The sequence below is a fragment of the Bacillus thuringiensis genome (assembly GCF_001595725.1).
In the GTDB taxonomy this organism is placed as follows: Bacteria; Bacillota; Bacilli; order Bacillales; family Bacillaceae_G; genus Bacillus_A; species Bacillus_A thuringiensis_K.
In genome coordinates this window covers 3,037,867-3,052,158 of sequence record NZ_CP014282.1, presented here as the reverse complement: position 1 = coordinate 3,052,158, position 14,292 = coordinate 3,037,867, and the positions used below count along the sequence as shown (strand labels likewise).

The following is a 14,292-nucleotide window of genomic DNA, read 5'->3' as shown; positions in this document are numbered from 1 at the left end:
AGAAGTTAGAAGGAAGGAACGTCATAGCCTGCTTTATTAGTATATTCTCTTGCGAAGAGCAATTCAAGTATACTGTCTGATTTTTTATATTTTTCTTAAAGGGGAATTTTCATGTTTATCCCGCATTAACGGGTAGCCCGATTGGTGAGTGGGATTAAAGTTTCACTTTATAAATAGGGAGACCATCACATGCCCTTTTTATAATACTATTACGGGAGGATTTTTATTTTTGATATATTATACCATTTATTTAATGGTATAATATGGTATTAGTTCTATGGAATGGAGTTGAATGAGTATTATAAATACAAAAGGTGAAATTAAAAAAACAAAAAGAAAAGTATTACTAACTATAATTACTATGTTAGTAATTATAATTGGGTTTGGATATTGGAAATTTTTTAGTTTGCAAGGTGTTCCAAAAGGGGAATTAATTCGAACAGTGAAATCTCCAGATGGAAAATATCTCATCAAGACTTATTTTCATAATGCAGGATCATTAAGTGCGGATGCTGTTAGGGGTGAATTAGTTAACCTTGATACAGATTCAGAGAAAAATATATATTGGAATTATCCAGATACCGATCCATATATTGAATGGGTAAATAAGAATATTGTTAGAATTGGAGATCAAACTTTAGATATTTCACAGAAAGAAACCTATGATTGGCGTGATGATGATAAGCACGTTAAAGAAATGCCTAAACAGTTTAGTAGATAAAGCAAGAAAATTTAAATTTATTTAATCTTATTCGTTTAACTATAGATAGGATTATATGAGTGAAAAAGTCCATTTAGATCTTCTAAATGGACTTTTTTAGGTTTCTAGATACGACTACTGATAAAAATGGAACAAACTTGTTACTTAAGTTGTCTATTAAGTATACGTATAAAACAGGTGTTCATGATAATTCGCTCATTTTATCCCGCTATTTACCCGTAAAAGCCCGATTGGTGAGGGCTTCTTGCATTTCACTTTATGAAAAGTGAGATGCAAGAAGAGTGATATCCGATAGACTTTTTCATTGTGTCGGTATGTATAACACCTAGAAAAACTATATATTCTTGAAAGAGGTTGAAAATGTATGATAGTCTTAAACAAGTTTTTTAACATTTTACATTACAAAAAGATGGTACCTGTAGTATTTCTTTCATGTGCAACGCTTATAGGCTGTTCCGATGGTAATACTCAATCTGAATCACTTAAACAAACGAAACAAACAAATCAAATCAAACAAGAAACTACTGGTAATGATTCTTTTGCTAAACTTGAAAAAGAATTTGATGCTAAACTTGGTATTTATGCATTGGACACTGATACGAATCAAACCGTTACGTATCAATCAGATAAACGGTTTGCATACGCATCTACCCACAAAGCTTTAGCTGTGGGAGTACTTTTACAAAAGAAATCAATAGAAGATCTAAATCAAAGAGTTTTGTATACTCGTGAAGATCTTGTTAATTACAATCCAATTACAGAAAAGTATGTTGATAGGGGCATGACTCTGAAAGAGCTTGCAGATGCTTCCCTTCGATATAGTGATAATACTGCACAAAATCTTATTCTTAAACAATTAGGTGGACCTAGTGAATTCAAAAAATCACTGAGAGAAATAGGAGATACCGTTACAAATCCTGAACGTTTTGAACCAGAGTTAAACGAAGTGCATCCAGGAGACGTACATGATACTAGTACCCCAAAGGCATTAGCTACTAGTCTTCAGGCTTTTGCGTTAGGAGATGTACTTTCAACTGAGAAACGGGATTTATTAATAGATTGGATGAAAAGGAATACTACCGGAGACAACTTAATTCGTGCTGGAGTTCCAGGAGGATGGGAAGTAGCTGATAAGACGGGCTCGGGATCTTATGGAACCAGAAATGATATCGCAATTATTTGGCCACCAAATAAAAAGCCAATTGTTCTTGCGATACTTTCTAATCATGATAAAGAGGATGCTAAATACGATGATAAGCTTATTGCAGAAGCAACCAAGATAGTGTTAGATGCTTTAAAAGTGACAAATAAATAATAATAGTAACTAGTTATTATTATTTTCCCGGTTTTTCGTCACAATATTGTGAGTCATGATTTTGCTAGCGGATTAATGTTTATGGTGTTCTTCGTTGGAATTGCATTTTTAGCAATAATGGCAAGTTGCTTAATGTTTAAAGTTCTGTCGGGAGCATCAAAAGATGTGGCTCGTTATCAAATGCTTCGTAAAATTGTTGTCCGCTGAGAATTATTAACAAAATCAATCTATAAAGAGTTATTCTTCATATTTTTATTCCCAGCAATTATAGGGATTACTCATATATCAGTTGGTATGAACATGTTTAGCCCTCTTTTAATCGATCCGTACTCTCGCATTTGGTTACCACTTGTTATTTTTGTAGTAATTTACTCGATTTAGTACTTAACTACAGTTCAATTATATAAAGGAATAGTACTCCCGAAAAAAGATTAATGTAATGATGCTATTTGCCGGACAGTAAGCCCCCCACCTCAAAATTCAGCGGAAGCAAAGAAGTTAGGTGGGGGGGCGGGCTGCCCGTAAAAAACCGATTGGTGAGGGCTGATTAAAGTTTCACTTTATCCTTTACTGTATCTTGTAATTACATTTCACCTTGCTATAGAGAAACAAAAAACATTTTTCTTATTCAATAATTCCAATTTCTAGAGCCTTTTGAACAGCTTCTTCTTTGTTACGGACTCCTAGCTTTGTATAAGCTGTAGAAGCATAATTTCTGACCGTACCATTTGACAAATATAACCTTGATGCTATGGTAGTGTATCGAAGTCCCTTTGCTACTAGCTGTAATATTTCTATCTCTCTAGCTGTTAGCTCATAAGCGGTTGCTTTTGATTGTGGTGTCTCTTTTTGCTTATCAAACTTCTCAAATATTTTTTGAGACATTCCCTGATCAATCAGTGTCCCACCTTTGTGAATAAGTCGGATCGTATTAGCTAGCTCCAACGTTTCAATAGATTTGAGTAAAAAACCATCCGCACCGTTGCGAAGCGATTCCAACGCCTGTTTGGTATCTTGAAACGTTGTAAAAATCAATATGCGGATATGTGGCCATTGTTGCTTAATCTTTTTGGTTGCTTCAACTCCATCCATTTGCTGCATATCTAAATCCATAAGGATAACATGGGGTTGAAGGCGCCCGCACAAATCTATGGCTTGATTGCCATCCTCGGCCAAACCCACTACATTTAAATCTTCATATCTATCGAGTAGTGTCCTCAAACTTTCTCGAACAAACGGCTGGTCGTCTACAATTAACAAACGAATAAGTCCATTTTTTATTTCAGTTTGTCGCGGTACGGTACATGTAACAAGCATTCCTTCATCCGGCTTTGTATATACAGACAATTGACCTTGCAAATTCATTGCTCGTTCTTTCATCGCATTCATACCGAAGCCTTCCTGCCATTCTACATTTCCTTTTCCATTATCTTGAACTTCTAATCTCGTATATTGTTGTTCAAACTGCAATGAAACTATAATTGCAGTTCCTTGACCATGACGTACTGCATTTGTAAGGGACTCTTGTAAGCAACGAATGAACGCTATCTTCGCTTGCCGAGACAATTCATATTCCTCTCCGTATGCTCGAAAACTTACATTAACTTGAGCGTGCTCCTGAAATTCGGCTCCAAGATTTTGGAGAGATTGAATTAAGGAAGGCGATTGACACGGAGACTCCATTTGATGTAGGTAACCTCTCACGTCCTCGATGCTTTTACGTCCCATTTCAAGCAGAGAATCTAGCCTCTGTATACCCATTTCAGTAGCAAGTTCGGTGCGCAACGTTTCCATTCCCATAATAATAGAAGTATAAGCGTGACCAACTGTATCATGAAGCTCACTCGACAGTCTGTTTCGTTCTTCCGCCAGTGTAATGCGTTCAATCTGAGACATATATTGCTCAAGTACCGCGTTTTGTTTACGAATTGATTCATTTTGCTTATGATTGACGATTAATAAATGAAAAGCGAAGCCCATTACATATGCGAATCCATAATAGGTGACCATAACCCAATAGCTATTACTTGGCGCAACCGCATAGAAAATTCCAGTCGTTATAAAAACTGTTATTGGAGCTGTCCAATAATAGGACAAATGCTTACTATTTGCAGCAATTAGAAACACCGATATAAGAAATGTGTTGTAAGCTTCCGGAAATAATGAGGTTAAATATATACATAGTCCACCATATAGCAGTATTTCTGTGAACAAATAATATTTATAATTGAATAGTAAGGCTACCCATGGAATTGAGAAGGCAATAATTTCCCAAAGAATAATAATCCAAAGTGGTAATGTTAAACCATTTTGAAAATTTAATGTAGCTAGGATGATAGATACACTAGTAAGTAGACGAATCCCTAACATAATCCAATCATACCAAAACCAATACTTAACCATATCTAACAAGTCATTTACCTCCTAAATAGCCTGCCTTTTTACTTCCTATATTATAATTTAATCTTTCATGTCTTATTATACTTTTTAATTTAAAACTGTGATACTACTCACAGACTGTAAACCTCTATTGATTTAGTTGCCGAATCATACTACGTGTATAGCCCCCGATTTTCTTTGTCAAACCATCTACTATTCTAATACTTATGGCGGTAAATACTATACCCATAAACATTACAAAGAGTGATTTGGCAAAAGTATCTATCTGTATGAATATAATATTCATATCGATGTATCGATACAGTAGTGGTGCCAACAGGAACATAAGTGGCATTACATAAAAAATGATTGCACTAATGAGACTGAAAATGCCAATCACAAATTTCTGCATTAACCAATAGACAGCACACCAAGTGCGACGATCTGCAAGCACTAATTTCACCTGAGCCCAGTTCGATGTATCCATTGCTATACTTCGATCGTAAGAGTCTGTTGAAACATCTGTATAAATTTTCGTCTGTATGCGTTCGAATTGGATAAAGGGTGTGGTAGTCTGTAGTACGCGCATAATTAATGGAATCCCAACAACAGTAAATGAAAGGGTTAAACTAAATAGCAGAGCTATTAGATAAAAACAAAAATAAAACAATCCTGTAATGAAAGTTAGCAATAAAAAATAACCATTCTGGATGAATTTTGATTTCATAAAGTTCATCGCTCCTATCTATGTAATAACCGAATCATACTGCTTTTTTTGTCATTCTCACTAGTGTAAAAGTGTCATATGACAGTTTTAAATGAGATTGAAAAGGGGGGAGAACAGCTTACTTCTAGTTAAAAAAGATCCTTTTATCCCGCTATTTGCCGGGCAGTAAGACCCCCACCTCAAAATTCAGTGGAAGCAAATAAGTTAGGTGGGGGATGAATAAAATCCCGACTGATTAAAGTTTCACTTTATTAATCCTCCACAAAAAAACCGTTTTTGCATCTGCAAGAACGGTTTTTTGTACTTTTATTTAATATGAGATGGACTTGTTTTTCGAATATGAAAAATAATATCAAATTGCTCAAGCAATGAAGTATCAAAGTATACCGAACTGTTCGGGAGGATTTGTCCTCCTATACTTAGTAATGGTCTTTTTGCTTTAACCCATTTCTCTGCTTGTCCTTTAAGGTGACGGTTATCCAATAAAAACATTTTATAGGGCACTTTTCCGAGAGTATAATTGAAACTTTTTACATCTTGTGGAATAGCGTCTGTTGTAATCTTACCTCCGGTGGAAGGATTATATTCGCTATATAAGGTGAAATTCCCCTCCGTAGTTGTACTACCAATTGTGACATAATTATTGTCTAAACGTTCCTTTAAAAACTGCCCCGCAACATCAGGATATAATTGTTCATCGATAATTCCTTTAGCTATATGAATATTGTGTCCCCATACCATCGTTTTACCACCAAATGTCTCTTGTGCCCACATTGCATGATCGGCCAAGTATTGCTCATGTAGCTTTATTATACTTGGATAGTCGTTAGGAAGTAGCATTGTGGTAAATTTCTCTATTGCACTTGCCGTTGCTTTTACCCACATGTACTCAGGTGAAACTATTTCTGTGTTGGCTTGCTCATTCTCATCATTTAGTAATCGGGCTACTCTCTCAGCGTTTGCTTTGAACTTCTCTTTCAATTCAGGAGTAAGTTTCATATATTCTTGTATACTTCCAGTAAAAGACGATAATTCTTTATAATTTTCTTCTACTTCTGCAAGCAAATTTGGTCGATGTACCCTTACATAATCAATTACTTTATTAAAGCTACCTTGGTCCAACGTTTTTAAGTCGATTCCAATAAATTGGATTTTCTTTTTATTGGATGGATCAGCATTATAATCTTTCATCCACTCAATCATGGCTATAATTTCATCAGTAGGATATAACAAATTTAAAAATTCCCTAGGGTTTCCTTTTCCTGTTTGGATATATTCATTTAGCTTTAAGCCGTTTCCCCAATCTTCTTCCATTGTGAAATTTGTAAAGCCCATCTCAGTAACCAAATATTTCACAAGGCGAAACTTCATAGTGAAAATTTCAGAGCTTCCATGAGTATTCTCTCCTAATCCTACATATTGTGCGCTCCCAATCATTTTCTTAAGTGGTTTTAAATCTTCAAATGGTTTTGACGGTTCTATCGTTTTTAATGGGTTAGCCTGTGATTGTATTGATTTAACTATATTTTTTTGGATTGATTGACCTGAGTTTTCGACTGCTACAGTTTGAGCGTTTCCTACTTCCCCACATCCTGTGACTAATAAAGCTGTACTAACCATTGCAATCATTTTTTTCTTATTCATTTTTGCTCACCTCAATTGAATTATTTGTAAAAGCAAGATTGATTCATGTACTTACACGAATTAATTGCCTTAATTCAATTCTTATTTATTCCATATCATATTTTCTAGTTACATATTGTCATAAGGTTAATTGACACAAGTCATAGGCTAATCATTACACTTTTGTACTATCGGCTATGACACCTTATAAATAATAATTACATTGTTGAGCCGCAAGTAAGATTAGATTATGAATTTGGGAGGAATTGTAAAGATGAATGAATCTGTATGCCAAAATATTTTTATTCTAAGTTGTAGCTGTTGAAATGACAGGAAGTAAATTTAATAAACAAATGAATAAAAGGGGAAGGGCGGATTACAATGTTGTTACACGGAGAAGCATTCCATAATAAAGATAAAATCCAACGTGCTAAAATAGGACTTCGACTCTTTCTAAGTATCTTAACCATTACTTCCATTATCCTAAATGTAGTAGTAATGGTTACTAACAGTATGCCGCTTATTGTGGTATATATGTTTACCCCAGCATTTTCTTCTATTTTGACTCGCATAATACTGAAAGAAGGGTTTAAAGATGTATCTTTTAGTCTCGGTAACTTAAAGGTATGGAAGGGGATTGGTTTTGCTCTGTTAATACCTATGATTATTTGTGGAATTACTTATTCTATAGCCTGGTTGAGCGGAATTGCGAGGTTTCGGCATCCCGAAGGTGGTATGTTAGAACCAATCTACAATATACTTGGACTTCAGTATGTAACGGCACCATTCAGTTTCATTTATCTAGTAGTATTGAGCGGCATTTTAGGAAGTTTGCTTAACTTAATCCCAGTTTTTGGAGAAGAAATGGGGTGGCGAGGTTACATGCTTATAAGGCTAATCGATGCAGAGTTTTCACGCCCCATCCTTATTAGTGGATTGATTTGGGCAACGTGGCATGTTCCAATTGTTATCGCTGGTCTGTATGTAGAGGGATCATCTGTCTTTCTCTCAGTACTTGGCATCTATTTATGTATTGTGCCATTCAGTTATATTACAGCTTATTTACGACTTATCACAGGTAGCGTTTGGCCTTCGGTTATCATCCATACCACTTGGAATGCCATTATCCAAGGACCTTTCGCACGTGCAAGTACAGGATATCAAACTGAGATTTGGATTGGAGAATCTGGCTTGATAACCGCTATTATTATCTTGATTACTGCAATAATTACGTCTCGAATCGTAAATTTTACTAAATAGCATATGGATGTGTTTTAAATTTAATTAGTGAAATATGACAAGGTGAAATAAGATGCTCCTAAAAATATTAGAAAAAATCTAGTTGAACAGACTCTTACTTAATCTTAGGCTGCTGGATATGTGGGGGACATCAAGCTAAGAAAATAAACTTGGTTGCCATAAAAAACATAATGTTTTCATTTAAAGGCTATGAGATGAAATTTCATCATCTTCATCAAGTTTGACCTTCAGGAAATAAAAAGTTAAACGATTATACAAATACTCTAACTGAAAAAACGATAGTCCTTCTACATTTTAGATAGAAGGACTATCGTTTTTTTTTGACAAAATTAGGAGGTGATGTTCATAAAACGGATAATATAATTCGTATTTTACGTAAAGAGAAAAAGTTTTCCAAAGAAGATGTAGTTAATTCCCTTGGTATAACGGTTGATTGAAATTTCATTTTATAACTTGTAAAGGGCTGTGCAATGCATCGTACTATTAAAAAATCTAAATTTAATCATTAAATTGCGATAAAATGTGGTCGGAAATAATGAAATTTTAGGAAAAATAAGGTACACTAGTCTATGATTTTAATTGAAAATCGTTTGACGTTAATACATACGGGGGAAAGATTGATGAACAACAATACAACAAATGAATCAGTTGAAGAAATTGATCAAAAACGAGTAAGATCAAACAAACGTTATACAAATTGGAAGTTTATCGCAGCGGGTATTGGTGTAATTGCACTTCTTATTGGGGGAATGAGTTATTACCAGGCAACTCACTTCAATTCGAATGTTACAATTAATGACACAAAAGTTGGTGGTCTGAGCGCTGATCAAGCAATACAAAAATTAAAGACATCTGGACTAGCAAACAAAGTCTATGTTGATCAACAACAAATTTTAGATGAAAAAGATACAAAAACGGAACTTACGGAAAAAGATTTGCCTCAAATTAAGAAACTATTAAAAAGCCAGTGGACATTTTTCCCTTCTTCAAAGGGGAAAAATTATTCATTGCTACCAGAGAAGGCAGATCAGTATCGTAGTGAAACGATGAAAAAACTTGTGGAAGAAAAGCTCATCTCTATGAATGAGAAATTAAAAGCGCCTCAAGATGCTATGGCGAAGCTAGAACAAGGGAAAATTGTTATTTCGAAAAGTGTGGAAGGAAAACAGTATGATGTTACTAGTCTACTGAAAGATTATGATAAGCAAAAATATAAAAGCGAAATTCATCTGAAGTCTGCATACATAAAACCTATTAAAGAAGACGATCCGATTGTCAAAAAAGAGGAGAAAGCACTACAGAATCTTCTTGGGCAGTCTGTTGAGTATAAAGTGCAGGATGAAGTTTATCCTTTAAAAGCGAAAGATTTAATTCAAAATGCCTCTATGTCAAAGGATATGAAAGTTACAATTGATGCGAGTGACATTAAGAAGAAAATTACTGAAATTAATAATGCCAAATCAACATTAAATAAAGATTTCTCATTTAAAACTCATTCCGGTTCAGTCATATCAGTAAAAGGACAAGGATACGGCTGGGCACTAGATGTTGAAAAAGAAACTAAACAAGTTCAACAAGCCTTTGAGAAAGGCGAAAAATCGCTTTCTGCATCTAATATTCACGGAAATGGTTGGGAGAAGGAAGGTATCGGTTATAAAACAACATCGAATAATGGCATCGGAGACACGTATGCAGAAGTTTCAATTGCAGAGCAACAAATTTGGATTTACAAAGATGGAAAATTAGTTGTTACAACAAATGTAGTAACTGGTAAACATAGTACTGGTGAAGATACATCACCAGGTGTGTGGTACGTTCTATATAAACGAACACCATACACGCTAAGAGGTAGCGCAGTAGGAAAAGCTGATTATGCGGTTAAAGTAGATTACTGGGTTCCATTCACAAATAGTGGTCAAGGATTCCACGATGCTGGCTGGCGAAAAGACTGGGGAAATAACGCTTATTTAACAGGAGGATCAGGTGGATGTGTGAACCTTCTTCCTAATGTTGCAAAAACTGTATATGATAGTTTGAACACTTATGATCCAGTTATCGTGTACTAAAAAATAGCTACGTATCAAGAAATAAACAAAGCAGGAAATCTTACCTGATGGTATATGAAAAAACACCTCTTGCATTCACATACTAAGTGTGCAAATGCAATGGAGGTGTTTTTGTTTGAATACAAGAGTGTATTGCTTATAAGAAACAAAGTAGGAAGAGATTAAGAATAAGTATTCAAATAGTCAATAAAATTGACAATGAATATCATTTTCACTTAATATAGAATCGTCGCATTTAATTAGACATGAATTTTTTGTTAATATAATAGATTTCTATTAAGTTGTCACATTTAAGAACTATCATTAAATCTTTTAAGAATTTAAATGTAGGAAAGGGTAATATAAAATGAACTGGAAAAAAGGCGGATTATGGGTTATTATTTTTTTCGTTGTAAAAGGCACAATTTCTACACTTTTAATCGTTACAGGTGCTAAATATTTTGATCTATCATTTATGCAACTTATCTTATTAATTCTGACCTTATTAGTGATTTCTCTAATAAGCCGAAAATTGCTGTATAGACATAAACAAAACAAAAAGCAAAAAGAGCTAAATATATAATGGAGCCCCAGAGACCGTTGGATTTCTGGGGTTTTATTTCGATAGTTTTTTCGCATGTATATCAATTTAACAGAATAGGTTGTCCAAAATGATAAAATCGATGATGTTTAAAATGCGTCAGTTATTTTTACATAAGGATTGTAGAGAGCCTTTAAATATCAATCTTTATTTTGAAGCGACAGACGCGCATGAATTATGCTCTTTTTTCAATTGGTAGTTTAAATGTAAAAGTACTGCCTTCTCCTAATTTACTTTCAACTGTAATTTCTCCTCCGTGTAGTTCGACAATCCATTTTACCATAGACAATCCTAAACCTGTGTTTCCGATGTTTGAAGATGTTCGTGCTGCGTCAACTCGATAGAAGCGGTCCCATATTTTAGTAATATGTTGCTCGCTGATGCCTATACCATTATCAGAGACTTTACCTATTATGTTGGTTTCATCACGGAATAGTTGCATATTCACAGTTCCACTCGCTTTGCTATATGCAATTGCATTCGTTAGTAAATTCATTAATAAACGCATCATCAATGTTTGATCTGCTTTTATAAACAGGTTTTCCTCTATATTAGTTGTTATATCAATCGAAGCCTCTTGCACCATTAATGAGAGCTCTTCTACGACGATTTCCGTTAATTCACTCATATTGATACATTCAAATTGGAAAGTATTATGTTTTCCTTGGTCAGCTCTTGCTAATAATAAGAGTTGGGAGAGTAGAGCGGACATTTTACGTGATTGCTTCAAAATGACTTCTAACGATTCTTCCATTTCTTTCGGATTATTCCTCTGTGATAAAGCGTATTCGCATTGCGAAATAATAACAGATGTTGGTGTTCTTAATTCATGAGATGCGTCAGATGTAAATTGTTTTTCACTTTCAAATGATGTCTCCAATCGCTCGAACATTTTGTCAAAGGTTTGGGCTAAATGATACATTTCATCTTTTGGTGAACCTTGTAAATGAATTCTTTTCGAAAGGTCGTTACCATCACCAATTTTACTAGCTGAATCACTCATTTGTTGCACAGGTCGAAACGCTCTTTGCGTAATAAAATATCCTCCCGCTGCCGCAATGAGAATAAGTAATGGGAATGAGATGAGTGTTATGACAATAAGTGTATTCATCGTTGAAGATAATTGGCTCATGGTCATTATTCCACGAATCCAGACTTGCTCATCGTCGCCTCCATTATGGAGAAAATCATATACAATCCATTCTTTATTACCGTCTTTAATGGTTTGTATTTCATCGGATTTAAGCGATACCTTTTTATTAAAGTTTGTAGGACTATTTCCTGCTAGCAGCTCACCTTGTTTATTATAAATACTTATATTTACGCCATCTTCTAAGGCTTCAAAATCATCGTCCATCTTTAAGTGTCCATGCTTATATTCGATATCTTCCATGCTTTCTTTTACTGTGCTCTTCAATTTATCTTTCATATTAAAAAGCAAAACTTTATCTGAAGAAGTTAAAATAAAAGCTAACACGAGTGCCATAATAATTACAATTAGCCCCGTATACCACAGGGTTACTCTCATTTTTATTGATAGTCTTTTCATGATTCTACTCGCAATACGTAACCAGTTCCTCGCACTGTATGAATTAACTTCGTTTCAAACTGGCTATCAATTTTTTTACGAAGATAGCGGACGTAAACATCAATAATATTCGAGCCACCTTCATAATCGTAATTCCACACATGTTGCTCAATTTTATCTCGTGTCAGCACAACTTCTTTATTACGAATCATATATTCTAAAATAGCAAATTCTTTACTGGAAAGAGTGATAACTTGGTCTCCTCTTGTTACTTTATGCATATTGCAATCTACCACTAGGTCAGCGATTTCAAACACATTAGATGTATTTCCTGTTTTTCTTCGCATTAACACTCGAATTCTTGCTAACAGTTCATCAAAAGCAAACGGCTTTACTAAATAATCATCCGCACCTAAGTCGAGTCCTGTTACGCGATCATCAATTGTATCTTTAGCTGTAAGAAGCAAGACAGGAGTTGCATTATTGTCCGCGCGTAATCTTTGTAATACGCGTAAACCATCTATTCCGGGAATCATAATGTCAAGGACAATCAAATCGTAGGTAGCCATGTTTATATAATCCAAGGCATCTTCTCCATTCCCACATGCATCGACACTATAATGTTCTGCATTTAATCGTTTCACCAATATATTTTGTAAGTCTTGTTCATCTTCGACAATAAGAACTCGCATTAACATTCTCCTTTTCTTCTTATTAATATGTATCACTATAATTCAAAAACATTAAAGAAAGATTAGAAACGATTTAATTATATCATTTTATCCAGCATTAACGGACAGTAAGACTCCTCCTTCAAAATTCGGCGAATGCGAGGGAGTTAGGGGAAGTCGGGCTACCCGTAAAAGTCTTCACTTTATTTTTTGTACATTAATCTTCCTTTAATGTTTGTTCAGTAATATAAAGGCAAGGATAAGGTGCACATGTAAAGGGAGGAAAACAGAATGCGAAAATGGATGCTGATTGGAGCGATATCTTGTGTATTGTTAACAGCTTGTTCTACTCAAGCTGATAACAATACAGAAGTGCAACAACTGAAAGTGGAAAATGATAAATTACAAAAAGAAGTTGCTCAACTCCAACAAGAACCAAACAAAATAGGGCCCGCTACGAATGATACGAAGCAAACACAAGATTTCAAAAACGAAGTCACATCTATTGTAGAAAAGGCCAATAACACGAAACCAGTTGGAGCAAAAGAAGAAAAATTAAATACGTACTTAGCAGTAAAAAAAGAAATTGACCAATTGGATGACAAGATAGATCTATCTGATAATCGGCTAGAAGCAGATTATCACGCTGGAACGATAACGATTGAACAATATAAAGCGCAAGAAAAAGAATACGATATACTGGAAGATCAATTAGAACAAGCAGAAAAGGCACTTGAAGCAAGATTTGGAATAGAGGATTAATCAATAAGGAGTGGATGAAAATGTTAAAACATAAAAAGAAAATAATTATAAGTGTAATCGCTATTTTAGTAAGTGGTATTGCTATTATTGGTGGATATTATGGTATGGGTTACAATTATGCAAAAAAGAATGAAAACTACACAGAGAAACAAGTTCGTGAAATTTCTTTAGCTCATACAAATGGAGAAATTATTAATGTGAAAAAAGAATTTGAATTAGAAGATGACAACTTAGCACAATCAAAATTTGAATATGAAGTGGAAATTAAGACACCTAATAATCTGTTAAATATTTTAAAGGTTAGTGCTAGAACGGGTACAATAGAAATCGATAATGAAGATTGAAAAAATATCGACAAATAAAATATTACGTACTTGATTTTTGTTATCGATAGCGAAGAAAAAGACGGTTCCCTAATTTTACAAGGGAATCGTCTTTTTTTTGTTCTATGGATCTATGCATTTTTTATACTTTCCTATCCTGGTGCGGTTTTAGGGTTCTTGTCTGTTATTGGATTAACTGAAAAACTGTATAAAACCTTGTATACCCTTAGTGTGGTTTTTTCCGAAATACTGGCGGTACCCCGTCGCTATCAATCTAAGCTCATACAACGTCAATTATATTAGGGGCTGTTTCAGTTCTCGTTTTATCTTTTTACAA

The 14,292-nt window shown here is 34.5% G+C and carries 12 protein-coding genes and 1 pseudogene; 8 read left to right on the top strand and 5 right to left on the bottom strand.

The genetic code is table 11. From position 1 onward, the window contains the following. The first annotated feature begins 292 nt into the window (after positions 1–292). From AXW78_RS15345 to AXW78_RS32445, 3 genes and pseudogenes are all read left to right on the top strand, one after another. Entirely contained in the window at positions 293–721 is a 429-nt protein-coding gene (locus AXW78_RS15345) for a DUF5412 domain-containing protein (RefSeq protein WP_000022536.1), read from the top strand. 364 nt (positions 722–1,085) lie between these two features. Beyond that, positions 1,086–2,036, top strand: a complete 951-nt coding sequence (gene bla, locus AXW78_RS15340; protein WP_061884372.1) for a class A beta-lactamase — start codon at positions 1,086–1,088, stop codon at positions 2,034–2,036. A gap of 45 nt (positions 2,037–2,081) precedes the next feature. Further along, positions 2,082–2,417 (top strand): annotated as a pseudogene (locus AXW78_RS32445) (ABC transporter permease); the annotation flags it as partial. Positions 2,418–2,660: 243 nt separating this feature from the next. Here the strand turns inward: AXW78_RS32445 and AXW78_RS15335 are convergent. The 3 genes from AXW78_RS15335 to AXW78_RS15325 all read right to left on the bottom strand — a co-directional run bounded on the left by AXW78_RS15335 (position 2,661) and on the right by AXW78_RS15325 (position 6,786). Next, a complete protein-coding gene (locus AXW78_RS15335; protein WP_061884371.1) occupies positions 2,661–4,448 on the bottom strand; it encodes a helix-turn-helix transcriptional regulator in 1,788 nt (595 codons plus the stop codon). A gap of 115 nt (positions 4,449–4,563) precedes the next feature. Beyond that, the gene (locus AXW78_RS15330) at positions 4,564–5,142 is read right to left on the bottom strand and encodes a sensor domain-containing protein (protein WP_000836847.1); all 579 of its coding nucleotides are present in this window, start codon (positions 5,140–5,142) and stop codon (positions 4,564–4,566) included. 306 nt (positions 5,143–5,448) lie between these two features. After that, entirely contained in the window at positions 5,449–6,786 is a 1,338-nt protein-coding gene (locus AXW78_RS15325; protein ID WP_061884370.1) for an erythromycin esterase family protein, read from the bottom strand. Positions 6,787–7,146: 360 nt separating this feature from the next. On the opposite strand from AXW78_RS15325, the gene AXW78_RS15320 reads away from it, so the two are divergent. The 3 genes from AXW78_RS15320 (at position 7,147) to AXW78_RS15310 (ending at position 10,653) form a co-directional block, all read left to right on the top strand. Next, entirely contained in the window at positions 7,147–8,025 is an 879-nt protein-coding gene (locus AXW78_RS15320) for a CPBP family intramembrane glutamic endopeptidase (RefSeq protein ID WP_000924285.1), read from the top strand. A 620-nt stretch (positions 8,026–8,645) separates the two neighbouring features. Then, entirely contained in the window at positions 8,646–10,091 is a 1,446-nt protein-coding gene (locus AXW78_RS15315) for a L,D-transpeptidase family protein (protein ID WP_001064078.1), read from the top strand. Positions 10,092–10,437: 346 nt separating this feature from the next. Continuing rightward, positions 10,438–10,653: a hypothetical protein gene (locus tag AXW78_RS15310; RefSeq protein WP_001104104.1), complete on the top strand. Its 216-nt coding sequence runs from the start codon at positions 10,438–10,440 to the stop codon at positions 10,651–10,653. Positions 10,654–10,846: 193 nt separating this feature from the next. Here the strand turns inward: AXW78_RS15310 and AXW78_RS15305 are convergent, their stop codons facing one another. Further along, a complete protein-coding gene (locus AXW78_RS15305) occupies positions 10,847–12,220 on the bottom strand; it encodes a sensor histidine kinase (RefSeq protein ID WP_061884369.1) in 1,374 nt (457 codons plus the stop codon). Then, on the bottom strand, positions 12,217–12,891 hold the full coding sequence (locus AXW78_RS15300; RefSeq protein WP_001264528.1) for a response regulator transcription factor: 675 nt from the start codon (positions 12,889–12,891) through the stop codon (positions 12,217–12,219). The genes AXW78_RS15305 and AXW78_RS15300 overlap by 4 nt, the downstream gene beginning before the upstream one ends. 270 nt (positions 12,892–13,161) lie before the next feature. On the opposite strand from AXW78_RS15300, the gene AXW78_RS15295 reads away from it, so the two are divergent. Together AXW78_RS15295 and AXW78_RS15290 are read left to right on the top strand one after the other, a co-directional pair. Then, complete coding sequence (locus AXW78_RS15295) at positions 13,162–13,632, top strand: SadB/YajI family lipoprotein (RefSeq protein ID WP_001233661.1); 471 nt, start codon at positions 13,162–13,164, stop codon at positions 13,630–13,632. A gap of 20 nt (positions 13,633–13,652) precedes the next feature. Then, entirely contained in the window at positions 13,653–13,976 is a 324-nt protein-coding gene (locus tag AXW78_RS15290) for a PepSY domain-containing protein (protein ID WP_061884368.1), read from the top strand. The last annotated feature ends 316 nt before the right edge of the window (positions 13,977–14,292 follow it).